We start from the raw sequence: 25,449 nt of genomic DNA on the forward strand, positions 1-25,449 counted from the left end.
GCGACAGAACGTGACATTGTCGATCGAAAAGGCGTCTCAAAATGAGGTCCACGATGCGAGAAGTCCCGGGAAGGGCCCCCTTGCCGTCGTAGGGTGGGCCACGGGACGGCCGGTCGCCCGGTCGTCTCCCGAGCCTTCTCCCGCCTCGGGCGGAGAAGACCCTTGCCGCGAGGGAGGTCCAGTTCAGTGACCAGCCAGGTCAGCAGCCCGGCCGAGCAGGCCGACGAGGCCAACGAGGCAGTCGTCGGGGAACAGCGCAGCTCTTCGGCGCCGTCGGAAGGCCCCGAGAAGGAAGTCCGCCGCCTGGACCGAGTGATCATCCGGTTCGCCGGTGACTCCGGTGACGGCATGCAGTTGACGGGTGACCGCTTCACGTCCGAGACGGCGTCCTTCGGGAACGACCTCTCGACGCTGCCGAACTTCCCCGCCGAGATCCGCGCCCCCGCCGGCACCCTCCCCGGTGTCTCCTCGTTCCAGCTGCACTTCGCCGACCACGACATCCTGACCCCGGGCGACGCCCCGAACGTGCTGGTCGCGATGAACCCCGCCGCCCTCAAGGCGAACATCGGCGACGTGCCGCGCGGCGGCGAGATCATCGTCAACACGGACGAGTTCGCCAAGCGCGCGATGGCCAAGGTCGGTTACACCACCTCCCCGCTGGAGGACGGCTCGCTGGCCGGCTACCGGGTCCACCCGGTCCCGCTGACGACGCTGACGATCGAGGCGCTCAAGGAGTTCGGCCTGTCCCGGAAGGAGGCCGAACGCAGCAAGAACATGTTCGCGCTCGGACTGCTCTCCTGGATGTACCACCGGCCGACCGAGGGCACCGAGAAGTTCCTGCGCGCCAAGTTCGCCAAGAAGCCGCAGATCGCCGAGGCGAACGTGGCCGCGTTCCGGGCCGGCTGGAACTTCGGCGAGACGACCGAGGACTTCGCCGTCTCCTACGAGGTCGCCCCGGCGACCAAGGCGTTCCCGCCGGGGACCTACCGGAACATCTCCGGGAACCTGGCCCTGTCGTACGGCCTGATCGCCGCCGCCCGGCAGGCCGACCTTCCCCTCTACCTGGGCTCGTACCCGATCACCCCGGCCTCGGACATCCTGCACGAGCTGTCCCGGCACAAGAACTTCGGCGTCCGCACCTTCCAGGCGGAGGACGAGATCGCGGGCATCGGAGCCGCGCTCGGCGCCGCCTTCGGCGGCTCGCTCGCCGTCACCACCACGTCCGGCCCGGGTGTCGCCCTGAAGTCCGAGACGATCGGCCTGGCGGTCTCGCTGGAACTGCCGCTGCTGATCGTCGACATCCAGCGCGGCGGCCCCTCCACCGGCCTGCCCACCAAGACCGAGCAGGCCGACCTCCTCCAGGCCATGTACGGCCGCAACGGCGAGGCGCCGGTGCCGGTCGTGGCCCCCAGGACCCCGGCCGACTGCTTCGACGCCGCGCTCGACGCGGCCCGGATCGCCCTCGCCTACCGCACCCCGGTCTTCCTGCTCTCCGACGGCTACCTGGCCAACGGCTCCGAGCCCTGGCGGGTCCCGGACATCGACGAACTCCCCGACCTGCGGGTCCAGTTCACCACCGGGCCGAACCACGAGCTGGCGGACGGCACCGAGGTCTTCTGGCCCTACAAGCGCGACCCGCACACCCTCGCCCGTCCGTGGGCCGTGCCCGGCACGCCCGGACTCGAACACCGCATCGGCGGAATCGAGAAGCAGGACGGCACCGGCAACATCTCCTACGACCCGGCGAACCACGACTTCATGGTCCGCACCCGCCAGGCCAAGATCGACGGCATCGAGGTGCCCGACCTCGCCGTCGACGACCCGGACGGTGCCCGGACCCTGGTCCTCGGCTGGGGTTCCACCTACGGCCCCGTCACCGCCGCCGTGCGCCGGCTGCGGAACGCCGGCAAGCCGATCGCCCAGGCGCACCTGCGCCACCTCAACCCCTTCCCGAAGAACCTCGGGGAGGTCCTCAAGCAGTACGAGAAGGTGGTGATCCCGGAGATGAATCTGGGCCAGCTCGCCACGCTCGTCCGGGCGACGTACCTGGTCGACGCCCGCAGCCACACCCAGGTCAACGGCATGCCGTTCAAGGCGGAGCAGCTCGCCGCGGTACTCGAGGAGGCCATCGATGAGTGACTCGCTCCTGAACCTCGTGCCCAAGGCCGAAGCCGCCCAGTCCATGAAGGACTTCAAGTCCGACCAGGAGGTGCGCTGGTGCCCCGGGTGCGGCGACTACGCCGTCCTGGCCGCCGTCCAGGGCTTCATGCCCGAACTGGGCCTGGCGAAGGAGAACATCGTCTTCGTCTCGGGCATCGGCTGCTCCTCCCGCTTCCCGTACTACATGAACACCTACGGGATGCACTCCATCCACGGCCGCGCCCCGGCCATCGCCACCGGCCTGGCCACCTCCCGCCGCGACCTGTCCGTCTGGGTCGTCACGGGCGACGGCGACGCGCTCTCCATCGGCGGCAACCACCTGATCCACGCCCTGCGCCGCAACGTCAACCTGAAGATCCTGCTCTTCAACAACCGGATCTACGGCCTGACCAAGGGGCAGTACAGCCCGACCAGCGAGGTCGGCAAGATCACCAAGTCCACGCCGATGGGCTCGCTCGACGCGCCCTTCAACCCGGTGTCCCTGGCGATCGGCGCGGAGGCCTCGTTCGTGGCCCGGACCGTCGACTCGGACCGCAAGCACCTCACCGAGGTGCTGCGCCAGGCGGCCGACCACCCCGGCACCGCGCTGGTGGAGATCTACCAGAACTGCAACATCTTCAACGACGGCGCCTTCGAGGTCCTCAAGGACAACGAGCAGGCGCAGGAGGCCGTGATCCGGCTGGAGCACGGCAAGCCGATCCGCTTCGGCACCGACCTCGCCAAGGGCGTGGTCCGGGACGCGGTGACCGGCGATCTGAAGGTGGTCGCGGTGACACCGGAGAACGAGCACACCGTCCTCGTCCACGACGCGCACTCGGCGTCCCCGACGACCGCGTTCGCCCTCTCCCGCCTCGCGGACCCGGACACCTTGCACCAGACGCCGATCGGCGTCTTCCGGTCGGTGGACCGGCCGGTGTACGACACGCTGATGGCGGACCAGCTGGAGGCGGCGATCGAGCAGCACGGCAAGGGAGACATGGGCCAGCTGCTGGCCGGCAGCGACACCTGGACGGTCGTGGGCTGACCCGGCCTCGTGCACTGCCCGAGGGGCCCGGTCCGGTGCCGGACCGGGCCCCTCGGACGTCCGCACCGCGTCACTTCGCCAGCGCGGCCTTCTCGAAGTGGCCGAGGAACCGGGGCACGCCCTTCTGCACCCGCCACAGGAAGAGCCCCGCGAGGTGGACGAAGGAGTTGTCGTTGCGGCTGACGGAGTAGGGCTTGGCGAGGCCCTGGTACGGGGCGGCGTGGGAGCCCACCAGCTTCGTCCGCACCCCGGTCCGCTTGATCTCCGTCTGTTCCTTCTCGACCTGCTCCAGGGCCCGCACCACGCAGTTGGCGACGTCGAACGCCTCCGTGGCGTACCGGTGCACGGGAGCCGTACGGGCCAGCCCCCACCGCTTGCGGTAGGCGGCGGTGAAGTCGGCGGCGGCCGGCAGGCCGTCGGGGTCGACGAAGCTCGTGCCGAAGAACCAGCCCTCGGCGGCCGGCCCGGCCAGGGTGAGGAACTCCGGCTGCAACGGCTGCTCGACGCTGCCGCACAGGCCCCGGTACCCCTGGCGCGCCAGCTCCTTGGCGCACAGCGCGGCCCGGCGCGGTGAGGTCCCCGCGTACATCACGCCCTGCGGGCCGGTGGCGAGCGCCTCGCGGACGGCGCCCGCGAAGTCCTCACCCGCCGCGGCGACGGGATGGGAGGACACCGTGCCGGCCCCCGGCGGGTTGTCCTTCAGCGACTTGACGGCGAGCCAGCTGAACCGGCCGGCTTCCTGGTCCTCGATGACGGCGGTCCGGCGGACGCCGTGCTCGGAGAGGTAGCGGGCGAAGGGCACGATCAGGGTGTCGGGACTGGCCCGCATCTCGAAGTAGGTCGCGCCGGCGGTCTGTCCCTTGACCGTGCCGCTGGGAACGGACGCCACCAGGCTCACCATCGGCACGATGCGGGTGACGAGTTCGTCCGCGGCGGCGACGGCGGTCTCGGTCGTGGTCGGCCCCATCACCGCGAAGACCGCGGGGTCGCCGCCGAGGGTACGGGCCGCCTTCGCCGCCCGGGCGGGGTCCCCGCCGTCGTCGTGCACCCGGAGCGTCAGGGTGAGCAACCGGTCCGGGCGGGCGTTGTGGCGTTCCACCGCCACCCGCGCGCCGTGCTCCTGGGCGAGACCGTCCGCCTTGTGGGGGCCGCTCAGGTCGGAGACCAGGCCCAGCGCGTACGTCGGCCGGGATCCGCCGGCGCCCGTCCCGGTCCCGGCGCCCGCGTCGAACGGGCCGAGGCCGGCCAGCCAGGCGGCCAGGCCGCCCGCGCCCGCGACACCCACCACCGAGCCGGCCACCAGGAAACCGCGCCGGGAGATGCCCTTCGGCTCCTCCGGGCTCACCAGCAGGGTCGGTTCGGCCACCGGCAGGTCGAGCACCCGCGCGGAGCGGGACGCGATGAGCTTGGGCAGACCGGGCGGCAGCCAGTCGCCGGCGGGACCGTCCGCCGCGCCCAGCACCGCCCGCGCCTCCCGGGCGGTGGGCCGGTCCGCGGGGTCCTTGGCGAGACACGAGGCGACCAGCGGCAGCAGGGTGTCGGGAACGTCGTCGAGGTCGGGCTCCTCGTGCACGGTGCGGTAGACGACCGCGGCCACCGTTCCCGTACCGAAGGGCCGCTGTCCGGTGAGGGCGTAGGCGAGGACGCAGCCCAGCGAGAAGACGTCGCTCGCCGGGCCGACGGCGCCCGCGCCGGCGGCCCGGGCCTGCTCGGGGGCGAGGAATCCGGGGGTGCCGATCATCGCGTCGGTGGCGGTGAGGGCCGTGGCTCCGGCGGACCGGGCGATCCCGAAGTCGATCAGGCGCGGCCCGTCGAGCGCGAGCAGCACGTTGCCCGGCTTCACGTCCCGGTGGACGAGCCCGGCCGCGTGCATGTCGGAGAGCGCGTCCGCGAGCCGGGCGCCGAGGGCCCGGACGGACGGCTCGGGCAGCGGGCCGTGCGCGCCGACGGCCTCGGCGAGCGACGGCCCCGGGACGAACTCGGTGGCCAGCCAGGGTTCGCGGGTCTCCGGGTCGGCGCCGAGGACCCGCACGACCCACTGGCCGGTGATGCTCTCGGCGATCCGCGCCTCGCGCCGGAACCGTTCCCGGAAGCCCGGGTCGGCGGCGTGTTCGGCGCGGATCAGCTTGAGCGCGGCGAGCGCCCCGCCGCCGGAGCGGGCGAGGTAGACGACGCCCATGCCGCCCGCCCCGAGCCGGCCGAGGAGCCGGTAGCCGGCGATCGACGACGGGTCGGCCGGACGCAGCGGCTCCACGTGGTCAGCCCTTCTTCTTTCTGGTCGGCGTGGCCGGTGCGGAACCGATCAGCTTGTAGGCGCCGTTCTGCACCGCGTACAGGAAGGTGCCGCCGTTCGTCAGGTCGCCGCTCTCGCCGAACGTGTACCCGCCCATGGCGCCCTGGTACTTCTGCTTGCTCAGGTCGGCCCAGAGCCCCTTGCGGGCGGGGGTTCGGCCCGCCTCGGCCGCGGCGGCCAGCCGTCCGAGCGTCATGGCGACGACGTCGTACGCCTCGCCCGCGTAGGGGGGCGGGTTCGTCCCGTAGCGCTTCTTGTACGCGGCGACGAACACGGCGCCCCGCTCCTTCGTCTTGGCGGGGGTGTCGGGGGCGGGAGCGACGGCATCACTGACGGGGGCGGTGACGAACCAGCCCTCGGCCGCCTCCCCGGCCCCCTTGAGGAACTTCGTACCGAAGACGTGCTGCCCGCCGAACCGCGGGCCGGTGAAACCAAGGTCGCGCAGGGCGCGGGCCGCGAGGACGGCCGTCTCGGCCACCCCGCAGTGGATGTAGCAGTCGATGCCGGAGTCGATCATGCCGCGCAGGATCGAGCGGTAGTCCGTCGCGCGACCGGGGACCACGCGGTAGCGGCGCTCGACGCCGGAGACGCCCAGGCCGTAGTCGACGCCCCGGACGTACTGCCAGCTGTAGTGGTCGTCGGTGCGCTCCTGGAGGACTCCGGGCCGCTTCACCCCGTCGAGGAGCAGGGCCGCGTAGGCGAGGTGCATGCCGGCGAAGAGATGGTGCGGGATCGCGCGCAGGACGGTGACGTTCGGCGGGGTCGTCCGGTCCCGCATGGTGAGCAGGTTGTGGCCCGCCGAGACGGTGACGAGCGGCAGACCCGCCTCCTCGAACGAGGGCAGGACGGCCTGCCCGGTGTAGTCGGAGGTGGGGCCGAGGACGGCGAGCACCGTCGGGTCGGAGGTGAGCGTCCGGGCGACGGCGGGCGCCTTCGCCTTGTCCCCCTGGTCGTCGGCGACCTTGAGCCCGATCCTGGAGAGCTTCTTCAGCGGGTCGCCGCTCTTCGCCGCGGCGATCCGGGCGTTGAACTCCTCGACGGCGAGCCGGGCGCCGCGCTCCTGGGCGCGGCCGATCTCCTGCGCGGGCCCGGACAGGTCGGCGAGGACCCCGATCGCCAGGTTCCCGGCCGCGGCCGTGGGCGACTTCCCGTCGTCGCCGTCCTCGTCCCCGGCACGCAGGGCCGCCCACGCGCCGAAGCCGCCGGCCGCGACGAGGACCGCGCCGCCCGCGGCGAGGAGGAATCCGCGCCTGCCGGGCGGCTGTGGCGGGGCGACGGGCTCACCGGCCTGGGTGCGGTCGATGTCGGGCAGCGCGAGCATCCGCGACGACCGCTCGGCGATGGTCCGGACGACGGGGGCCGGCAGCCAGTCGGCGGCCTCGCCCGGGGTGTCCTCGGTCAGCTCGCCGGTGATCTCCTCGGCGGTCGGCCGCTCGGCGGGGGCCTTGGCGAGGCAGCGGCGCAGCAGGTCCAGGAGGCCCGGCGGCACGCCGTCGAGATCGGGTTCGTCGTGGACGGTCCGGTAGAGCAGGGCGTCGACGGTCCCGCTGCCGAACGGCGGTCTGCCGGTGGCCGCGTAGACGAGGAGGCAGCCGAGCGCGAAGACGTCGGCGGGAGGCCCGAGTTCGTCGGTGCGGGCCTCGGCCTGCTCGGGGGCGAGGAATCCGGGAGTGCCGACGACCATGTCGGTGGAGGTGAGGGCGGTCTCGCCGGTCGCCCGGGCGATGCCGAAGTCGATCAGCCGCGGTCCGTCGACGGCGAGCAGCACGTTGCCCGGCTTCACGTCCCGGTGGACGAGCCCGGCCGCATGGACGGCGGCGAGGGCGCGGGAGACGGCGCCGCCGAGGATCCGTACGCTCCGCTCGGGCAGGGCGCCGTGCGCGACGACCGCCTCGCCGAGCGAGGGCCCCGGCACGAAGGCGGTGGCCATCCAGGGCTCGGGGGCGTCCGGGTCGGCGCCGGTGACGGGGACGGCCCAGGGGCTGGAGACCCGGCGGGCGGCCTCGACCTCGCGACGGAACCGGGCCCGGAAGTCGGGCTGGTCGGCATGGTCGGCGAGGGTGACCTTCACGGCGGCGAGCTCGCCGTTGTCCGTCCGGCCGAGGTAGACGACGCCCATGCCGCCGGCGCCGAGCCGGCCGAGGAGCCGGTAGCCGGCGATCGAGGACGGGTCGGAGGGCAGCAGCGGCTGGATCGCGCCGGGGGCGGGCGGGGTGGGCTGGTTCACGACTGCACTCCCAGCTGCGCCTTGACGCGCTCGATCATGGTGACGAGTGCCTGGACCTGGGCGCTGTTGGTGTCGTTCTCGACGTAGCCGGGCGCGCCCTTCACCACGGTGGCGACGGTGACCTGGCCGATCCGGGACTGGTACCAGCTGTAGAACTGCTTGCCCTTGACCGTGGACAGCTCGTACGTGCCGCGCTCACCGAGCGAGTCGGCGGCGGTGTAGTTCCCGCCGACTCCGAACGGGTTGCCGATCGAGTTGAGTTCGGAGAGCGTCTCGCCCTCGCGGAGCGTCTGGTTCGGGCACCGGAGCGCCTCTTCCAGGGTCTCGGCCATCTCCCAGTCGCCGTCCGCCTCGGTGCGGTGGACGGTGACGGTGGCGGACACGCGCAGCAGGCCCTTGCCGCCGGCGGCGGGGATCTCGCTGGAGGCGGTCACGCTGTACAGCACGGAGGCGGGCAGGCTGCCCCCCTCCCAGGTGCATTCGTCCCCGAGGACGGGCCACCGGTCCGGATCGCTGAGGTACTGCGCGCGCTTCACGTAGCCGGGACCCCAGGTGTCCGGGCCCGCGACGACGAAGAGGGCCAACCGCTGGGCGTCGGCACGGTTCTTGGGCACGCGCCGGGGGTCGGGGGTGAAGTCGAGGCTGGTCGGGGCGGCGGACGGGGTCGCCGAGCTCGTCGCGCCCGAGCTCGTCGGCGTCCCACCGGGCCGTTTGCCGTCGGTCTTCGTCCCGTCGCTCGAACAGCCGGTCAGGATCAGTCCGCCTGCCAGTAAGGCACAGCAGGCGCGCAGCACTCTTCCGTCCCCGTACGCCACAGCTCCCCCACGGTCCTTCGCATACTCCCCGAATGGTGAGCAGATCGTACGACGTGGATGGTCAACTGCGGCTGTTTACAACATCATTGGGGCGAAATGATGACGCTCTCGCGACGCGTCTCGTCGTACCTCTCGCGCGCCTCCTCCACGGCCCGCACGCGCCGCTCCGTCCAGCGGGCCAGCTCCCAGACCTGACGGGCCGCCTCCTCCCCGAGAGCGGTGAGGCTGTAGTCGACGCGGGGCGGGATGACCGGCTTGGCGTCACGGTGGACGAACCCGTCGCGCTCCAGCGTCTGGAGGGTCTGCGCGAGCATCTTCTCGCTCACCCCGCCGATCTCCCGGCGCAGCTCGCTGAAGCGGTACGAGCGCTCCAGGAGCGCCGCCAGGATCAGCACACCCCAGCGGCTGGTGACGTGCTCCAGGACGAGCCGCGAGGGGCACATCGTGTCGTTGACGTCCGCCTTCTTGCCGACTCCCTCACTTACTCCCATGCCAGTACCTTACTTCAAAGTGGGTACTTTCCACTAGTTAGCGCCTGTCGTACGGTGAGTGCACACCCCGAAACGCACACCTCACCGACCCCACAGGAGAGAACGCCATGGGCATCGTCGTCACCGGAGCCACCGGACAGCTCGGCCGCCTCGTCATCGACGCGCTGCTGACCCGGGTCCCCGCCGAGTCCGTCGCCGCCGTCGTCCGCGACAAGGAGAAGGCCGCCGACCTCGCCGAGCGCGGCGTCGAGCTGCGGATCGCCGACTACGACGCGCCCCGGACCCTGGCCGGCGCCTTCGGATCCGGCGACCGGGTGCTCCTGATCTCCGGCAGCGAGGTCGGGCAGCGCGTCGCGCAGCACGCCGCCGTGATCGACGCGGCCAAGGCCGCGGGCGTCGCCCAGCTCGCCTACACCGGCGTCCTCGGCGGCCCGGAGGCCGACTTCGACCTTGCCGCCGAGCACAAGGCGACCGAACAGCTGATCCTCGACGCCGGGCTCCCCCACACCTTCCTGCGCAACGGCTGGTACACCGAGAACTACACCGGCAACCTCGCGCCCGTCCTGGCGCACGGCGCGGTCGTCGGCAGCGCCGGCGACGGCCGGATCGCCTCCGCCTCCCGCGCCGACTACGCCGCCGCCGCGGCGGCCGTCCTGACCGGCCCGGCCGAGGAGCACCTGAACAAGGCGTACGAGCTGAGCGGCGACGTGGCCTGGTCCCTCGCCGAGTACGCGGCGGAGGTCGCCCGCCAGACCGGCCAGGAGATCGCGTACAACGACGTCCCCGCCGGGACGCACCTGGCCATCCTGACCGGGGCGGGCGTCCCGCAGCCCTTCGCCGAGATCCTCGTCGACGTGGACCGGGCCGTCGCGCTCGGCGCCCTGGCCCGGCGGACCGGGGACCTGTCCCGGCTGATCGGCCGCCCGACCACCCCGATCGCCGAGACCATCGGGGACGCGCTCGCCCGCGCCTGAAGGTCATGACCGTATCGCGGTACGGACATGACAGCGTGCCCTGTGCGGCGCTACCGTCATCAGGACGGCGCGCGGCACAGGGCAGGAGGTTCGGTGAAGACGGACAACGAGGGGCGAGCAGGGCTCCTGTACGGGATCGGCGCCTACGGCATGTGGGGACTGGTCCCGCTCTTCTGGCCGCTCCTGAAGCCGTCCGGGGCGATCGAGATCCTCGCCCACCGGATGGTCTGGTCACTGGCCGTCGTCGGCATCGCCCTGCTGGCCCTGCGCCGCTGGAGCTGGATCGGCGAGCTGGTGCGCAGCCCCCGCAAGCTCGGCATGATCACCCTGGCCGCGGCCGTGATCACCGTGAACTGGGGCCTCTACATCTGGGCCGTGAACTCCGGCCAGGTCGTCGAGGCCTCGCTCGGCTACTTCATCAACCCGCTCGTCACCATCGCCATGGGCGTCCTGCTCCTGAAGGAGCGCCTGCGGCCCGCCCAGTGGGCGGCCGTCGGGGTCGGCTTCGCCGCCGTGCTCGTCCTGGCCGTCGGATACGGACGGCCGCCCTGGATCTCGCTGACCCTGGCGTTCTCCTTCGCCACCTACGGCCTGGTGAAGAAGAAGGTCAACATCGGCGGCCTGGAGTCGCTGGCCGCCGAGACGGCGATCCAGTTCCTGCCCGCCCTCGCCTACCTGATGTGGCTGAGCGGGACCGGCACCTCCACCTTCACCGGGCAGGGCGCCGGGCACGCCGCGCTGCTCGCGGCGACCGGCGTCGTGACCGCCGTACCGCTGGTCTGCTTCGGAGCCGCGGCGATCCGGGTGCCGCTGTCCACGCTGGGCCTGCTCCAGTACCTGGCGCCGGTCTTCCAGTTCGGGCTGGGCGTCCTCTACTTCCACGAGGCGATGCCGCCGGAGCGGTGGGCGGGCTTCTCCCTGGTGTGGCTCGCGCTGTCGATCCTCACCTGGGACGCCATCCGCACGGCGCGGCGCAGCAGGGCCGCCGTCGAGGTGGCGAGCAAGGCCGCGGCGGCACAGGCCGTGGTGGCCGCGGCGGCCGGCGCGGAGGCGGTGGCGCACGAGGCCGTGGTGCACGGAACCGAGGCCGCGATGGCCGCCGACACCGACGGCCGGTGACGGCGGCGGCTCGGGCGGGCGAACCCGCGTGACGGACCTACCGGACCCCCGGCGCGATCGGCGCCGGGGGTCCGGTACGTCAGGGACCGGCCGTACGGGAGGACGGAGCGGCGGCAGGACGGCGGGTCCGCCCGCTCAGACCGGGAGCCCGGCCCCCGCCTCCGGCGCCTCCGCCGCGGCGACCTGAGGCCGGCCCTGGACCGCGGCCCGGGGGTCCACCCGGCCGACCCGCGCCCGGACCCCGAACGCCGAGACCAGCGCACCCAGCAGCACCATGACCACCGGCACCAGCAACGCCGCCCGGAACCCGTCGAGGCCCCCGCCGGCGATCCCGTGGACCGCCGTCACCGAAGAGATGCCCACCGCCGAACCGAACTGCGTCGCCGTCGTGAGCAGCCCGCTCGCGAGCCCCTGCTCCTCCTCCGCGACGCCGTCGGTCGCGGCGATGGTCAGCGGCCCGTACGCGAGGGCGAAGGCGAGCCCCGTCAGCAGCAGCGTCGGGAACATCGCCGCGTACGACCAGCCCGGGCCGACCGGCAGGAACAGCACGTACGAGACGACCGCCAGCACGAACCCGCCGAGGATCACCCGCGCGTTGCCGAACCGCGCGACCAGCCGCGGTGTCAGCGTCGGCGCCAGGACCGCGTCCACGCCCATGACCAGCAGCGCGAGCGCGGTCTGCAGCGACGACCAGCCGCGGAGCTCCTGCAGGTAGAGCGTGGCGACGAACTGGAAGCCGAAGAAGGACCCGACGAACAGCAGCGCTCCCAGGTCGGCGCGGACCATGGACGCCTTGCGGAGCAGGGCCAGGCGGACGAGCGGGGTGGCGGCCCGCCGCTCCACCGCGACGAAGACGCCGGCGAGGACGAGCCCGGCGGCGAAGGCGGCCGCCGTGACCGCCCAGCCGTCGAAGCCGTGCTCCAGCCGCACGATCCCGAACGCCGACAGCAGCATCGCCCCGGCGGCGGTCAGGGCCCCGGCCAGGTCGAAGCCGCCCGCACCCCTGGCGGGGCGCGCCTCGGCGGGGATCAGGCGCAGCGCGGCCACCAGCACGACCGCCGCGAGCAGGACCGGCGCGAAGAACACCCAGCGCCAGCCGAGCTGGGTCAGCAGCCCACCGATGACGAGACCGAGGGAGAAGCCGCCGGCCGCGGTGCCCGCGAAGACCAGCAGGGCCTGGTTCCGCCGCGGCCCCTCCGCGTAGGAGGTGGTGATGATCGACAGCGCGGCCGGGGTCATGAAGGCGGCGGCGACACCGGTCACGAAGCGGGCCACGATCAGCGTCCAGCCCTCCTGGGCGAAGCCGCCGAGGCCGGAGAAGAGCAGGAAGACGGTGAGCCAGCCGAGGAACATCCGGCGGCGGCCGAGCAGGTCGGCGGCCCGGCCGCCGAGCAGGGTGAATCCGGCGTAGCCGAGCACGTACGCCGACATCACCCAGGCGGCGGTGGCCGTGGACAACTCCAGATCGGATCTGATGGAGGGCACCGCGACGGCGAGCATGGCGACGTCGATGCCTTCGAGGAAGATCGTGCCGCAGAGGACGAGGAGCAGGGCCCAGGCGCGTACGGGCAGGGTGGCGGACCGGGATGCGGGCATGGCTGACTCCAGGCAGGGGAAGGGGGGCGGTTACCGGCCAGAGGGTCGGTTCCCTCTTGTAACCACCTGCATCCTGCGGCAGCATCGCGTGCCATGGAAGAAGGCACTTCGAAGTCACCGAGTCACTGCGAAGTCACCGCCCGGGACGCGGAATACGGCGACACCGACCCCTTCCAGTGGGACACGCGGGAGGACTGCGAGGTGCGGCAGATCCTCGACCGGGTCGCCGACAAGTGGTCGCTGCTGGTGATCGCCCTGCTCGACCGCCGCAGGCTGCGCTTCACCGAACTGCGGCGCGAGATCGACGGGATCAGCCAGCGCATGCTGACGGTCACCCTGCGCCAGCTGGAACGGGACGGCCTGGTGAAGCGCACGGTGCACCCGGTCGTGCCACCCCGGGTGGACTACGAACTGACGCCGCTGGGCGGCACGTTGCACACGACGATCCGTTCCCTGGTGCGGTGGACGGAACTCCACCAGAACGAGATCGCGGCGGCCCGCGAGGCGTACGACGCGAAGGAGGCGGCGGAGGCGGCGGAGGCGGCGCGCGGGGCGTGAACCCGCGGGCCCACGGCGAGATGCCCGGAGGGGGGCGAGACAGGCTGGGCGGGCTGGGCGGGTTCGGCACGCGGCACGCGAGGCGTCCGGGGCGCACGAGGGCGAGGACGGGCGCGAGGGATCAGGGCACGAGGGCGAGGACGGGCGCGAGAGCTCAGGGCACGAGGGCGCTCTCGACCCGTGTCATCACGCCCTTCCAGTGGGCCCGTTGACGCTCACGCTGCTCGGCGCTCGCCATGTGCTCCTGGTGGAAGCGGAGCACGGTCCGGCCGTCCCCGGTCGCGGAGACGGCGACCTGGAGGACGGTCTCGCCGTAGCCGAGCCGGATCCGGTCGCCGGGACGGAGGCTGCGCAGCACCCCGTCGCCCTTCACGGGGAGCTCGGCCCCGGGGCCGAGCCAGAAGGCGACACCTTCGGGGCTCACGAGGAAGTCCCAGACGGTCCCGACGGGCAGGGGCAGGGTCCTGGAGACGCCGACCTCCCAGCCGGCGTCACGGGTGAGTCCCACGGGCATCACGCTTCTCCCTCCGGATGGGTCCGTGCCCGGTGGGCCCGGACCTTGTGGCGGTTGCCGCAGCGGTCCATGGAGCACCAGCGGCGGCGGCCCGGCCGCGAGGTGTCGACGAAGAGCAGGGCGCAGTTGTCGGAACCGCAGACGCGGATCCGGTCGGCATGGGGGCCGGTGAGCAGGTCCACCGCGTCCCGGGCGAGCGTCGCCAGGAGGCCGGTGCCGGTGGCCCCCGGAGCCCAGGCGCGGGTGCCGTCGGCGGCGATCCGGGCGACGAGCGGCGGGTGAGCCGCGGCCGCGTTGACGATCCCGAGGTCCCGGGGGTCACAGCGGTCCCAGGCGGCGCCGGACGCGCGGGCCCCGGCCAGGCGCCACAGCGCGTCACGCACGTCCCGGACCGCCGCCAGCTCGGGTGCGGTGACCGTGACGTCGAGCCCGGGGGCGAGGCGGCACTCCCGTATCCAGTCCAGCAGCCCCTCGACGCGATCCAGCACCTCGTAGTGGGCGGCGACCGGGCCGGGTCCACCGGTGAGCAGCAGCTCCAGGCAGAGCGCCCCGGCGTCGAAGCGGAAGCGCTGTCCGTCGCGGTGCCGGAGCGTCATTCCGGTGGCGGGTTCGGTCATGTAACCAGTATAAGTGGTTACATGACTCCACTCCACTGGAAGCTTGTGATCGACGCCGCCGACCCGCACGCCCAGTCGGCCTTCTGGGCGGCCGCCCTCGGCTACCGGGAGGAGGACCACAGCGCGCTCATCACCCGCCTGCTCGACACGGGCGCCGCGCCGGCCGAGGCGACGCTCACTGTCCACGACCGCCTCGCATGGCGAGATCTGGCCGCCGTCCGCCATCCGGACGACCCGCACGACCCGGCCTCGGACACGGGCCTGGGGCGCCGGATCCTCTTCCAGCGGGTCCCGGAGGAGAAGTCGGTGAAGAACCGCCTCCACCTCGACCTCCACCCGGCCCCGGACACCCGCGACGCGGAGGTGGGGCGCCTGGAGAACCTGGGCGCGTCGACCCTGCGCCGGGTGAACGAACAGGGCGGCTCATGGGTGGTGATGACGGACCCGGAGGGCAACGAGTTCTGCGTGCACTGAGGGGGGTGGGGGCGCTTGGGGGCGAGCCCTTTGGGGTCTTCGGGTGGGCCGGTCTCCGTTTGTTTCTGGCGGTTGGCCGCCCTCTCTCCGAGTGTGGCGGGTTACGGCGCCGCATCAAGGGCGCTCCTTCGTCGCGTCGGCTTCGCCGATTTCGCTTCGCTCCACCCTTGACCCGTCGCCTTCACCCGCCTTTTCACACTCGGAGGGCGGCCCGGGGAGGGGGCATCCGCTCCGGGGCCCGGTGGGCTCCGGGCGCCGTCGGCGTCCGTCGGGCCCGGGGGTGGTTCAGCGCGGCCATTGAATGGGGCGGTCGGGCATGGCTTAGCGAGTGCTGCTCGATTCCTGGCTGGGATTCATGCCCCGCTGGTCACTCTCCGGTGGAGGTGAAGCCGAATCCGAGGAGGCCTTGGAAGGGGTGACGTCTCAAGCCGGCCGCTCTCCGGTCCGGTCTCGATCCTTCGCCAGCAGTGGGACTCCCGAATGACGCTACCGCGTACATTACTTGCGGTAACCCGGACGGGATAAGGGACTTCACGGGCATATCGGACTCTCGGGCGGCTTAATGTACGCCGTAGCGTCATTGAGCAGCCGATCCCGGACTGGCGATGGGATGGGTGGGATGGATGGGATCCGTGCGACCGCCGCCCCACGCGCCCCGCGCCCCCTGACCCCTGGCCCCCTGGCCCCTGGCCCCCGACCCGAACTGGCGATGGCGGCTGCGGATTTGGCTTCACCCACCACCGGACATTGACCAGCGGGGCATGAATCCCAGCCGAGAAACGAGCAGCACCCGCTAAGCCAAGCCCAGCCGCCCCATTCAATGGGTGCGGGAAGCCACCCCGAAAGCCGATGGCCGCCGACGGCGCCCGAGAGGCACCGGTCCCCGGAGCGGATGCCCCTCCCCCGGGCCGCCCTCCGAGTGTGAAAAGGCAGCCGGGGCCGGGCGGTCAAGGGTGGGCGCAGCCCATCGCGCAGCGACGCGACGAAGGAGCGCCCTTGAGGGCACGGACCCGGCTGCCACACTCGGAGAGAGGGCGGCCAACCACCAGAAACAAAGGGAGACCGGACGACACCAAGCGCCCTCGCCAAGTCCCCGCCCCCCTCTCAGGCCCCCAGCGCAAAGACCCCTCCCCCGCCCACCCCAAGCCCCCTCCCTTCCCCGCCCCTCCGGCAGTTGCACCCCATCCGGGCTCCCAGGCGGAGAAGGCCGTGGCGGATGTGGGCGTCCGGTGAGCGAACCCGCGTGACCGGTTTCCGCTCTTGACGGGAAGTCAAACCCTCGCTGAACATTCAGCACGCACAGCCGTACGCCGCACAAACGCACCATGCACAGCTCCAGCGCCTCGTGGCACCCATGCCGCGGGGCGTCTCGCACGTTCCGTCCCATCCCCGTTCGGAATCCGGAGCCCCCACATGAAGTTCTCCGTGCCCAGACGCGTCGGCGCCGTCGCCGCGCTCGCACTCGCCGGGTTGCTCGGCACCTCGGCCCCCTCCGCCACCGCGCAGCCGGACGCCGTGCTCGCCGCACCCGACATCTCGGTGGCCAACGTCAAGCAGCACCTCGCGGACCTCCAGTCGATCGCCACCGCCAACGGCGGCAACCGCGCCCACGGCCGTACCGGCTACAAGGCGTCGATCGACTTCGTGAAGGCCAAGCTGGACGCGGCCGGATACACCACCACCGTCCAGCAGTTCACCTCCAGCGGCGCCACCGGCTACAACCTGATAGCCGACTGGCCGGGGGGCGACCCCAACCAGGTCCTGATGGCCGGCTCCCACCTGGACTCGGTCACCTCCGGTCCCGGCATCAACGACAACGGCTCCGGTTCGGCCGCCGTCCTGGAGACCGCGCTCGCCGTCTCCCGGGCCGGCCTCCAGCCCACCAAGCACCTGCGCTTCGGTTGGTGGGGCGCCGAGGAACTCGGTCTCGTCGGGTCGAAGTACTACGTCAGCCAGCTGCCCACCACCGAGCGCTCGAAGCTCTCCGGGTACCTGAACTTCGACATGATCGGGTCGCCGAACCCGGGCTACTTCGTCTACGACGACGACCCCACCATCGAGCAGACCTTCAAGAGCTACTTCGCGGGTCTCGGCGTCCCCACCGAGATCGAGACCGAGGGTGACGGCCGCTCCGACCACGCGTCGTTCAAGAACGTCGGCGTCCCCGTCGGTGGCCTGTTCACCGGTGCCAGCCGCGTGAAGAGCAGCGCGCAGGTCCAGAAGTGGGGCGGCACGGCCACGGCCTTCGACCGCTGCTACCACTCGTCGTGCGACACGACGTCGAACATCAACGACACCGCCCTCGACCGCAACAGCGACGCGATCGCCCACGCGATCTGGACGCTGTCGGCCGGCACGACCCAGCCGCCCGGCACGGTCTTCGAGAACACCGCCGACGTGTCCATCCCGGACAACGGCGCCGCGGTGACCTCGACGGTCAACGTCACCGGTGTCACCGGCAACGCCCCGAGCAACCTCGCGGTCGGCGTGGACATCGTCCACACCTACCGCGGTGACCTCATCGTCGACCTGGTCGCGCCGGACGGATCGGTCTACAGCCTGAGCAACCGCTCCGGCGGCAGCGCCGACAACATCAACCAGACCTTCACCGTGAACGCCTCCAGCGAGGTCGCCAACGGCGCCTGGAAGCTCCGCGTCCAGGACAAGGCGTCGGTCGACACCGGCTACATCAACAACTTCAAGCTCACCTTCTGAGCCGTTCGTCGCCGCACACGTCCGTGCCGTCCGGCCCCTGGCCGGACGGCACGCACACTCTCCCGGGTGGGTCGGTGAAGGACTGCCCCCGACCCACCCGGGCAACCAGTCCCGCGGTGTCCTACCGGCCCGCGTTCGCCGCGTCCACCAGGGCGTCCTGGGTGACCGCGCCGACGTAGACCTTGCCGTCGTCCGTCATCAGGGCGTTGACGAGCTTGGTCTTGAAGACCGTGCCCGAACCGAACTTCCCGGTGACCTTGTCGCCGAGGGCGTCGAGGAAGCCCTTGGCCTCCGCCGGGACCTCGGAGTCCTTGGGCGCCGGGGCGCCCGTGTCGAGCTTCGCGATGGTCGTCCAGCCCTCGCCGATGACGTTCGCGCCGTCGAAGTCCCCCAGGCCCGTGAGGTCCCCGAGGCCCTGCGGACCCTTGTCCTCGCCCTCCGGGAAGCCTTCCGTCACCTTGGCGCCCTTGGGCGCGGCGAAGGCGGAGGCGGCCGGCCTGCCGAAGTCGATCTTCGTGAAGCCGGCGTCGACGACGGGCTTGCCGCCCTCGGTCGAGGAGAGCGTGAACTTGAGGGGGGTGCCCGTGGCGGCGTCGACGGCCACCTTCACCGACTCGACCGTCGAGCCGCTCTGCTTCGGCTTGACGACGAGCTGGTAGGCGTCGCGGCCGGCCACCTTGGCCGTCCCGCCGACCGTGATCGACGTGGTGCCCTCGGCGGCCTTCAGGATCTCGTCCGCGAGCTCCTTGGGCGTGCTGGGCAGGGTCTCCGGCTTCTCCCCCGCCTTGGGGCCGCCCTTCCCCGGGCCGTCGCCCTTCTCGTGGTACGCCTCGTTCGACTTGCTGTCGTACGCCCAGACGTCGTCGCCGTCGTGGATCAGGCTGTACTCGTCCGAGCCGTCGAGCAGCGTCACCTTCTGCCGGTCCGGGCCGTCCGCCGCGAGGCGCAGCGTGTGCGTACCGGAGAACAGCTCGGTGAGCCGTTCCTGCGGGTCGGCCGAGGAGGAGCCCCCGGCGCCGCCGGCCAGGCCGGCGAAGGACGGCAGGCCGAGGTCCGTGCTGATCTTGAACGTGCCGGACAGCGCCTGGGTGTCCGACGCGGCGATCTTCTCGACGAGTTCCTGCGCCGTGATCTCCGGCAGGTCGGGGTCACCCGACGCGGCCAGCGCCGGGACGAGGCCGATGGTCGCCGCGGCCACTGCGGCCACCGCGACCGGGACGATGTAGCGGCTCGCCCTGCGGTTTTCGTTCGGTGCCATGGTCTGTCCTACCTCCGTGGTCGATGACATCCATCTGACCAAATCGGGGGTGGGGAATCGTCAGACTCCGGGCTCAACCTCACGTACTGCTACGGGATGACGGGACCCTGAGAGTCCCTAGCCCGCGCGGTGGACCACCGCGTCGCACAGCTCCTCCAGGGCGGCCTTCGCGTACCCCTCGGGCAGCGGCGCCAGCATGGCCCGTGCCTCCTCAGCGAACCGCACGGTGTCGCGGCGGGCCTGCTCCAGGGCGGGGTGGACCCGCAGCCGGCGCAGGGCCTCGGCGTGCCGTACGTCGTCGGTGAGGTCGCTGTCGAGGAGCTCGACGAGTTCCACGTCGTCCGGGCGCCCGTGCGCGGCGGCGGCGGCCCGTACGTGGAGCACGGGGAGGGTCGGGACGCCTTCCCTGAGGTCGGTGCCGGGGGTCTTGCCGGACTCGTGGGAGTCCGACGCGATGTCGAGGACGTCGTCGGCGAGCTGGAAGGCGACGCCGAGCCGCTCGCCGTACTGGGTGAGGATGTCGACGATGCCCTCGTCGGCGCCGGACATCATCGCGCCGAAGCGGCAGGAGACGGCGACCAGGGAGCCGGTCTTGCCGCCGAGGACGTCGAGGTAGTGGTCGACGGGGTCGCGGTCGCCCTGCGGTCCGGCCGTCTCCAGGATCTGGCCGGTGACGAGCCGTTCGAACGCCTCGGCCTGGATGCGTACGGCCTCGGGTCCGAGGTCCGCCAGGGTGTGCGAGGCGCGGGCGAAGAGGAAGTCACCCGTGAGGACGGCGATCGAGTTGCCCCAGCGGCTGTTCGCGCTGTCGACGCCGCGGCGCACGTCCGCCTCGTCCATCACGTCGTCGTGGTACAGCGTGGCGAGGTGGGTGAGCTCGACGACGACGGCCGAGGGCACGACACCCGGCGCGTAGGGGTCGCCGAACTGGGCGGCGAGCATCACGAGCAGCGGCCTGAAGCGCTTGCCCCCGGCCAGGACGAGGTGCTGCGCGGCCTCCGTGATGAAGGGGATCTCGCTCTTGGTGGCGTCGAGGAGACCCGCCTCCACAGCCGCGAGTCCGGTCTGGACATCGGCTTCGAGAGCCTGGTCCCGCACGCTCAGCCCGAACGGCCCGACGACGGTCACGAGGGGGTCTCCTGTCTGCTGAAGCCTGCTGCCGATCACACGGATTGTCGATGTGTCGCTGGAATCACTCAAGTCAGCGTATCCGGTCGCGTTTCGATCACCATGGGCGCCTTCCCGCCACCCCCGGTATGTTCGTGATCAGTCGATACGACCGGGAGTGGGCGATTTGTCTCGAACAACGATCGGCAGTGGGACGAGCGGCGAGCAGCCGCCCGTAGAAGACGATCATGCCTTCTTCGGCCGGGCGAGGGGGCTGCCCGCGCTTTCGGGCCCCGAGGTCCGGGAGGGGTTCTCCGCGCGCCTTCGCCGGACCGCCGATCACTACCCGGCCCGGCGCGCACCGGGGCCGGCGGCGGGGCTTCCCGGCCGCCGCCGCCGGCCTGGGTTCCGGCCTGATCCGGTACGTCGCCGGGCGCCGTCACCTGGCCGGGCGCAAGCGCGCCGCCGAGTCCGCCCCGGCCCCGGAGCGACGCGCCGGGCGGCCACGGGCTTCCGCGCGAACGGGCACCGTCGCTCTCGCCGAGTCCGCCCCGGCGCCCCGGCTGCGCCGCCACGCACCCCGTCCACCGAGGCAGCCGTGAGGTACCCGTGACGAAGATCCGCACCGAGTTCCCCTACGAGACCGTCCACGAGGACGTCCGCATCCCGCTGCCGGACGGCACCCGCCTCTATGCGCGGATCTGGCGGCCGGTGACCGACGAGCCGGTCCCGGCCCTCCTGGAGTACCTGCCGTACCGCCTGACGGACTGGACCGCGCCCCGGGACTGGCAGCGGCACCCCTGGTACGCCGGGCACGGCTACGCCTCGGTGCGGGTCGACGTGCGCGGCCACGGCAACAGCGAGGGGCTGCCGGGCGACGAGTACGACCCGGTGGAGCTGGCCGACGGCGTGGCCGTGGTGCACTGGCTGGCCGCTCAGGAGTGGTGCACGGGCCGGGTCGGCATGTTCGGGATCTCCTGGGGCGGCTTCAACTCGCTCCAGATCGCCGCGCTCGCCCCCGAGCCGCTGAAGGCGATCGTCACCGTCTGCTCGACCGACGACCGCTACGACAACGACGTCCACTACATGGGCGGCTCGGTCCTCGCCGTGGACATGCACGCCTGGGCCGCGACGATGCTCGCCTTCGTCTGCCGGCCGCCGGACCCGCGCCACGTCGGCGAGGAGTGGCGCGCGCTGTGGCTCCGGCGACTGGCGGCCGTGGAGCCGCTCGTGCACACCTGGCTGTCCCACCAGACCCGCGACGACTACTGGAGGCGCGGCAGCGTCTGCGAGGACTACGGGGCGATCCGCGCGGCCGTCCTCGCCGTGGGCGGCTGGCACGACCCGTACCGGGACACCGTGCTGCGGCTGACCGAGCACCTGCCCCAGGACCGCGTCCGCGGGATCATCGGGCCCTGGTCGCACCAGTACCCCGACCGCGGCCTGCCGCCCGGACCCGCGATCGGCTTCCTGCAGGAGACCCTGCGCTGGTGGGACCACCATCTGAAGGGCGTCGAGAACGACGTGATGGCCGAGCCGATGCTGCGCTCGTGGATCAGCGGGTCCCACCCGCCGGCGACCGTGTACGGGGAGCTGCCCGGCCGCTGGGTCGCCGACCCCGCCTGGCCGTCGCCGAACGTCACCCCGGTCGACTACGCCTTCCAGGGCGCGCCGGTCGTGGTCGACTCCCCGCAGCAGACGGGGCTGGACGCCGGCCGCTTCTTCCCGTTCGGCAACGACGCCGACCTGCCGCCCGACCAGCGCGACGAGGACGCCCGCTCGGCGTGCTTCGACTTCACCGTCCCGCCGGACGGCGGCCCGATCGAGGTCCTGGGCCGGCCGCGGGTGAGTCTGTCGCTGCGCACCACCGCGCCGACCGGGCAGGTGATCGCCCGGCTGTGCGACGTCGCCCCGGACGGCTCCTCGACGCTGGTGACCCGCGGGGTGCTGAACCTGTCCGCCCGCTACGGCCGCGACCGTGCGGTGGAGTCGCGGGTCGACGAGAGCGAGGACGTCGTCTTCGAGCTGAACGGGATCGGCCACGCCTTCCCGCCGGGGCACCGGGTGCGCCTCGCGGTCTCCTCCGCGTACTGGCCGTGGATCTGGCCGCAGCCCGACGCGGCGGGCTTCACCCTCGACCCCGCCGCCTCGCACCTGACGCTGCCGGTCCGGCGCCCCACCGAGGACGCGGTCGAGTGGGAGGAGCCGGAGCAGTCCCCGCCGCTGTGGGTCGGCTTCCCGGCGACGCTGGAGGAGCCCCGGCCGGAGCGGCTGGTGGTGCGGGACGTGGCGAAGGGCGAGTGGCGGCTGGAGGTCGACCCCCGGTACGGCGGTACGCGGGTCTATCCGGACGGTCTCGAATTCACGGAGGACGCGCGGGAGACGTACACGATCGTCGAGGACGACCCGTTGTCGGCGCACAGCCGCTCGGACTGGTCGATCCGGCTGCACCGGCCGGAGTCCGCCTGGAACGTCACGATCGAGACGCGTTCGGAGATCGGCTGCGACGCGGACGCATTCCTGACGTCGAACGAGGTGGTGTGCAAGGACGGTGACGAAGTGGTCTTCCACCGGACGTGGGAGAAGCGCATTCCGCGAACGGCTGGATGAATTCCCTCGGTACGGAAAAAGGGGAGGCCCGCATTCCTCGCGGAAATGCGGGCCTCGTCCATCAGTGTCCGTCGGGTCAGGCCTGCGAACCGGCCTTGCGGCGGCGGACGACGAACATCGCGCCGGCGCCGAGCGCGACGGCCGCGGCGCCCGTGAGGGCGATCTGCGGGACGGCGTCGTTCGAGCCGGTCCTGGCGAGCGAACCGGTGGTGCCGGTGGTGCCCGTGCCGTTGACCGGGGTGGTGGAGGTGCCGCCCTGGCCGGTGGTGTTCGTGTTGCCGCCGCCGGAGGTGCCCGGGGCGGGCTTCTTCGGCTTGGCGGCGACGTCGAACTCGAAGACGGCGGGAGCCGACACGCCGCAGGAGTCGTCCGCGTTGTAGTAGGCGCTGATCGCGAACAGGAGGCCCTGGCCGGCCGGGGCCTTGGCGTCGACCGTCAGCCTGAACTTGAGGTCGGTGCGGGTCCCGGGCTTCAGGGTGCCGAGGTCGATGCCCTCGGACTCGTCGACGGACTGCCACTTCGGGCTGGCGGCCGTGGACCACTTCAGGTCCAGGTACTTGTCCAGCGGGCCGAAGGTCTTGTTGTCGAAGCCGGTGACGAAGGCGTCCACGATCGCCTCGTCCGCGACCTTCTTCGTCCCGTTGGTGACCTTGAGGGTGTAGTCGGCGGAGGTGCCGGCGACGACCTTCTTCGGGCCGGTGAGCACGGCCGTGAAGGCGCGGTCCTCAAGGCACTCGTCGGCGCCCTCCTCGGCGTCGGCGAGCGCCTTCCTGGCCTCGTCGAGGGCCTTGCGGGCGTCCTCCTTGGCCTTCTGGACCTTGGCGAGCTCCTGCGAGCCGGCCACGCGCGCGTCGCTGACCGCGCCGCGGGTCCGCACGACGGTCGCGTCGGCGGTCACCTTGGCGGTGGCGGCGGTCTGGGCGGTCGCCTTGGCCTCGTCGAGGACGAGCTGGGCGGCGGCCTTCTCCTCGTCGGTGGCGGCGGCGTCGAGCTTGGCCTGGGCGTCCACGACGGCCTGGTCGGCCTTCGTCTTGTCCTCGGCGGCCTTCTCGGCGGCCTTCACGGCCGCGTCGTACGCGATCGCGGTGGGGTGCGTGCCGCCGGGCTCCAGCGTCTTCAGCAGCGCCTCGAAGGTCTTCTGGGCCTCGGACTCGGCGATGACGGAGGCGTCGTACGTCTTCTGCGCCGCGGCGACCGCGAGCTTGAGCTGCTCGATGGTCGGCTTCTGGTTCTGGGTCTGCGCGGCCGGCTTCGTGTCGGCGAACGCGGGCGCGGCGGAGAGGAGCACGACCGGCGTGGTCACGGCGGCGGCCACGGCGGTGGCGAGTATGCGACGGATCTTCAAGTCGGACCCTTTTTCTGGTTCTGGGTGAAGAAGAAAGAAATGGGGGGTCGCGCCCGCGGAGATGACACGCGGCACGACGTAGCAGTGATCGTATGACCCGAATATGGCCGCGGAATAGGGGGAATTGCGTGCCGCCGGAGGCACAGTCGCCGCACAGGACGCATAAAGCACCTGAACATGGACAGTTGTGCACGGAGGCCCCACTTTTTGTGTGACCCATGTCATCTGCGTCGCGCCGCCCGACCCGTAACGTGTCCCCCACACCCGTGGAAAGCGAGGCAAGCACCGATGCCCGAGCAGTCCCCGCTCGACCTGGCCGAGGGCGATCCCTTCGGCCCGCACAACCTTCCGTACGGCGTCTTCTCCACCGCCGACGAGCCCAGCCGGCGGAGGGTCGGCGTCCGCATCGGCGGGCATGTCCTCGACGCGGGAGCCGCGGCACACGCGCTCGGCTCCCCCTATGCCGCACTCCTCGCGCAGCCCAGCCTGAACCCGCTGCTCGCCGCCGGGCGGACCGCCTGGCGCGACGTGCGCAGGGCGCTGACCGCCTGGGTGACCGTACCCGCGCACCGGCCGGACATAGAGCCGCTGCTGCACCCACTGGGCGCGGTCACCATGCACCTGCCGTACGAGGTCGCGGACTACGTCGACTTCTACGCGAGCGAGCACCACGCCACGAACGTGGGGCACATCTTCCGCCCGGACGGCGAGCCGCTCACGCCCAACTGGAAGCACCTGCCCATCGGTTACCACGGGCGCGCGGGCACGGTCGTGGTCTCCGGCACCGACGTGGTGCGGCCCTCGGGGCAGCGCAAGGCGCCGACCGACCCGGCACCGGTCTTCGGCCCGTCGGTGAAGCTGGACATCGAGGCGGAGGTCGGCTTCGTCGTCGGCACCCCGTCCACGCTGGGCACGCCGGTGGCGCTCGCGGACTTCCGCGAGCACGTCTTCGGCCTGACCCTGCTCAACGACTGGTCGGCGCGCGACATCCAGGCGTGGGAGTACGTGCCGCTCGGCCCGTTCCTCGGCAAGTCGTTCACCACGTCGGTCTCGGCGTGGGTGACGCCCCTGGAAGCCCTGGACGCGGCCCGGGTCGCCCCGCCGGCGCGCGACTTCGACCTGCTGCCCTACCTGGAGGACGCGGCCGACGAGGAGCCGGGCGGCTTCGACCTGCGGATCACGGTGCGGATCAACGGCGAGGTGGTGTCCGAGCCGCCGTTCTCGACGATGTACTGGACGGCCGCGCAGCAGCTGGCCCACATGACGGTGAACGGCGCCTCGCTGCGGACCGGCGACCTCTACGGCTCCGGCACGGTCTCGGGACCGGAGGTGCACCAGCGGGGCTCCCTGCTGGAGCTGACCTGGAACGGGCGCGACGCGCTCGAACTGTCCACCGGCAAGCGGACGTTCCTGGAGGACGGCGACGAGGTCACCCTGACCGCCTGGGCGCCGGGTCCGGACGGCACCCAGGTCGGCCTGGGCGAGGTCACGGGCCGGATCGTTCCGGCGCCCGCCACCTCCTGACACCCGCCGGAACGGGGAGCCCCGGGCA

19 protein-coding genes are annotated in these 25,449 nt (G+C 72.2%); 9 read left to right on the forward strand and 10 right to left on the reverse strand.

The features are described 5' to 3' along the window. The first annotated feature begins 186 nt into the window (after positions 1–186). Entirely contained in the window at positions 187–2,139 is a 1,953-nt protein-coding gene (locus ACE1OA_RS14750) for a 2-oxoacid:acceptor oxidoreductase subunit alpha (protein WP_356599750.1), read from the forward strand. Next, complete coding sequence (locus ACE1OA_RS14755) at positions 2,132–3,184, forward strand: 2-oxoacid:ferredoxin oxidoreductase subunit beta (protein WP_384869613.1); 1,053 nt, start codon at positions 2,132–2,134, stop codon at positions 3,182–3,184. Before ACE1OA_RS14750 ends, ACE1OA_RS14755 begins: the two co-directional genes overlap by 8 nt. 70 nt (positions 3,185–3,254) lie before the next feature. Here the strand turns inward: ACE1OA_RS14755 and ACE1OA_RS14760 are convergent, their stop codons facing one another. The 4 genes from ACE1OA_RS14760 to ACE1OA_RS14775 all read right to left on the reverse strand — a co-directional run bounded on the left by ACE1OA_RS14760 (position 3,255) and on the right by ACE1OA_RS14775 (position 9,010). Then, complete coding sequence (locus ACE1OA_RS14760; protein WP_432752876.1) at positions 3,255–5,438, reverse strand: bifunctional serine/threonine-protein kinase/ABC transporter substrate-binding protein; 2,184 nt, start codon at positions 5,436–5,438, stop codon at positions 3,255–3,257. Positions 5,439–5,442: 4 nt separating this feature from the next. Then, complete coding sequence (locus ACE1OA_RS14765; protein ID WP_432752877.1) at positions 5,443–7,704, reverse strand: bifunctional serine/threonine-protein kinase/ABC transporter substrate-binding protein; 2,262 nt, start codon at positions 7,702–7,704, stop codon at positions 5,443–5,445. Further along, positions 7,701–8,519, reverse strand: a complete 819-nt coding sequence (locus tag ACE1OA_RS14770; protein ID WP_386542772.1) for a hypothetical protein — start codon at positions 8,517–8,519, stop codon at positions 7,701–7,703. The genes ACE1OA_RS14765 and ACE1OA_RS14770 overlap by 4 nt, the downstream gene beginning before the upstream one ends. An 83-nt stretch (positions 8,520–8,602) precedes the next feature. Continuing rightward, positions 8,603–9,010 carry a winged helix-turn-helix transcriptional regulator gene (locus ACE1OA_RS14775; RefSeq protein WP_384869619.1) on the reverse strand — a complete coding sequence of 136 codons (408 nt, stop codon included), beginning with the start codon at positions 9,008–9,010 and terminating at the stop codon, positions 8,603–8,605. A gap of 107 nt (positions 9,011–9,117) precedes the next feature. On the opposite strand from ACE1OA_RS14775, the gene ACE1OA_RS14780 reads away from it, so the two are divergent. Then, positions 9,118–9,984: an NmrA family NAD(P)-binding protein gene (locus tag ACE1OA_RS14780; RefSeq protein ID WP_356599762.1), complete on the forward strand. Its 867-nt coding sequence runs from the start codon at positions 9,118–9,120 to the stop codon at positions 9,982–9,984. A 93-nt stretch (positions 9,985–10,077) separates the two neighbouring features. Next, entirely contained in the window at positions 10,078–11,103 is a 1,026-nt protein-coding gene (gene rarD / locus ACE1OA_RS14785; RefSeq protein WP_356776142.1) for an EamA family transporter RarD, read from the forward strand. Positions 11,104–11,238: 135 nt separating this feature from the next. Here rarD and ACE1OA_RS14790 read toward each other — a convergent pair whose 3' ends face one another. Further along, complete coding sequence (locus tag ACE1OA_RS14790) at positions 11,239–12,699, reverse strand: MFS transporter (protein ID WP_432752878.1); 1,461 nt, start codon at positions 12,697–12,699, stop codon at positions 11,239–11,241. Between the two features lie 93 nt (positions 12,700–12,792). Between ACE1OA_RS14790 and ACE1OA_RS14795 the strand changes: the two genes are divergently transcribed. Continuing rightward, on the forward strand, positions 12,793–13,257 hold the full coding sequence (locus ACE1OA_RS14795) for a winged helix-turn-helix transcriptional regulator (protein ID WP_432752879.1): 465 nt from the start codon (positions 12,793–12,795) through the stop codon (positions 13,255–13,257). A 154-nt stretch (positions 13,258–13,411) separates the two neighbouring features. Here the strand turns inward: ACE1OA_RS14795 and ACE1OA_RS14800 are convergent, their stop codons facing one another. Further along, positions 13,412–13,771, reverse strand: a complete 360-nt coding sequence (locus tag ACE1OA_RS14800) for an SRPBCC domain-containing protein (RefSeq protein ID WP_432752880.1) — start codon at positions 13,769–13,771, stop codon at positions 13,412–13,414. Beyond that, entirely contained in the window at positions 13,771–14,388 is a 618-nt protein-coding gene (locus ACE1OA_RS14805; protein ID WP_432752881.1) for a CGNR zinc finger domain-containing protein, read from the reverse strand. The genes ACE1OA_RS14800 and ACE1OA_RS14805 overlap by 1 nt, the downstream gene beginning before the upstream one ends. Positions 14,389–14,409: 21 nt before the next feature. On the opposite strand from ACE1OA_RS14805, the gene ACE1OA_RS14810 reads away from it, so the two are divergent. Both ACE1OA_RS14810 and ACE1OA_RS14815 read left to right on the forward strand, forming a co-directional pair. Further along, positions 14,410–14,862 (forward strand): VOC family protein, encoded by a 453-nt coding sequence (locus ACE1OA_RS14810; protein ID WP_356599774.1) that lies wholly within the window; start codon positions 14,410–14,412, stop codon positions 14,860–14,862. 1,413 nt (positions 14,863–16,275) lie between these two features. Continuing rightward, positions 16,276–17,577 (forward strand): M28 family metallopeptidase, encoded by a 1,302-nt coding sequence (locus ACE1OA_RS14815; protein ID WP_356599776.1) that lies wholly within the window; start codon positions 16,276–16,278, stop codon positions 17,575–17,577. A gap of 121 nt (positions 17,578–17,698) precedes the next feature. Here the strand turns inward: ACE1OA_RS14815 and ACE1OA_RS14820 are convergent, their stop codons facing one another. Both ACE1OA_RS14820 and ACE1OA_RS14825 read right to left on the reverse strand, forming a co-directional pair. Further along, on the reverse strand, positions 17,699–18,835 hold the full coding sequence (locus ACE1OA_RS14820; protein ID WP_384875586.1) for a LolA family protein: 1,137 nt from the start codon (positions 18,833–18,835) through the stop codon (positions 17,699–17,701). 117 nt (positions 18,836–18,952) lie between these two features. Continuing rightward, complete coding sequence (locus tag ACE1OA_RS14825; protein WP_147976039.1) at positions 18,953–19,963, reverse strand: polyprenyl synthetase family protein; 1,011 nt, start codon at positions 19,961–19,963, stop codon at positions 18,953–18,955. Positions 19,964–20,551: 588 nt separating this feature from the next. Here ACE1OA_RS14825 and ACE1OA_RS14830 point away from each other — a divergent pair. After that, a complete protein-coding gene (locus tag ACE1OA_RS14830; protein WP_356599780.1) occupies positions 20,552–22,552 on the forward strand; it encodes a CocE/NonD family hydrolase in 2,001 nt (666 codons plus the stop codon). 76 nt (positions 22,553–22,628) lie between these two features. Here the strand turns inward: ACE1OA_RS14830 and ACE1OA_RS14835 are convergent, their stop codons facing one another. After that, positions 22,629–23,897: a peptidase gene (locus ACE1OA_RS14835; RefSeq protein WP_356599782.1), complete on the reverse strand. Its 1,269-nt coding sequence runs from the start codon at positions 23,895–23,897 to the stop codon at positions 22,629–22,631. Between the two features lie 288 nt (positions 23,898–24,185). Between ACE1OA_RS14835 and fahA the strand changes: the two genes are divergently transcribed. Next, entirely contained in the window at positions 24,186–25,421 is a 1,236-nt protein-coding gene (gene fahA, locus ACE1OA_RS14840) for a fumarylacetoacetase (RefSeq protein ID WP_384875577.1), read from the forward strand. The last annotated feature ends 28 nt before the right edge of the window (positions 25,422–25,449 follow it).

Origin of the sequence: Streptomyces sp. JL2001, from assembly GCF_050917515.1 — a bacterium.
Lineage (GTDB): Bacteria > Actinomycetota > Actinomycetes > Streptomycetales > Streptomycetaceae > Streptomyces.

What these genes read in the sequence shown, in the direction of transcription:
- ACE1OA_RS14800 (WP_432752880.1), bottom strand. Translation starts at nt 13,771, where the DNA reads ATGCCCGTGGGACTCACCCGTGACGCCGGCTGGGAGGTCGGCGTCTCC.
- ACE1OA_RS14805 (WP_432752881.1), bottom strand. Translation starts at nt 14,388, where the DNA reads ATGACCGAACCCGCCACCGGAATGACGCTCCGGCACCGCGACGGACAG.
- ACE1OA_RS14775 (WP_384869619.1), bottom strand. Translation starts at nt 9,010, where the DNA reads ATGGGAGTAAGTGAGGGAGTCGGCAAGAAGGCGGACGTCAACGACACG.
- ACE1OA_RS14795 (WP_432752879.1), top strand. Translation starts at nt 12,793, where the DNA reads ATGGAAGAAGGCACTTCGAAGTCACCGAGTCACTGCGAAGTCACCGCC.
- fahA (WP_384875577.1), top strand. Translation starts at nt 24,186, where the DNA reads ATGCCCGAGCAGTCCCCGCTCGACCTGGCCGAGGGCGATCCCTTCGGC.
- ACE1OA_RS14810 (WP_356599774.1), top strand. Translation starts at nt 14,410, where the DNA reads ATGACTCCACTCCACTGGAAGCTTGTGATCGACGCCGCCGACCCGCAC.
- ACE1OA_RS14780 (WP_356599762.1), top strand. Translation starts at nt 9,118, where the DNA reads ATGGGCATCGTCGTCACCGGAGCCACCGGACAGCTCGGCCGCCTCGTC.
- ACE1OA_RS14820 (WP_384875586.1), bottom strand. Translation starts at nt 18,835, where the DNA reads ATGGCACCGAACGAAAACCGCAGGGCGAGCCGCTACATCGTCCCGGTC.
- ACE1OA_RS14815 (WP_356599776.1), top strand. Translation starts at nt 16,276, where the DNA reads ATGAAGTTCTCCGTGCCCAGACGCGTCGGCGCCGTCGCCGCGCTCGCA.
- ACE1OA_RS14790 (WP_432752878.1), bottom strand. Translation starts at nt 12,699, where the DNA reads ATGCCCGCATCCCGGTCCGCCACCCTGCCCGTACGCGCCTGGGCCCTG.
- ACE1OA_RS14755 (WP_384869613.1), top strand. Translation starts at nt 2,132, where the DNA reads ATGAGTGACTCGCTCCTGAACCTCGTGCCCAAGGCCGAAGCCGCCCAG.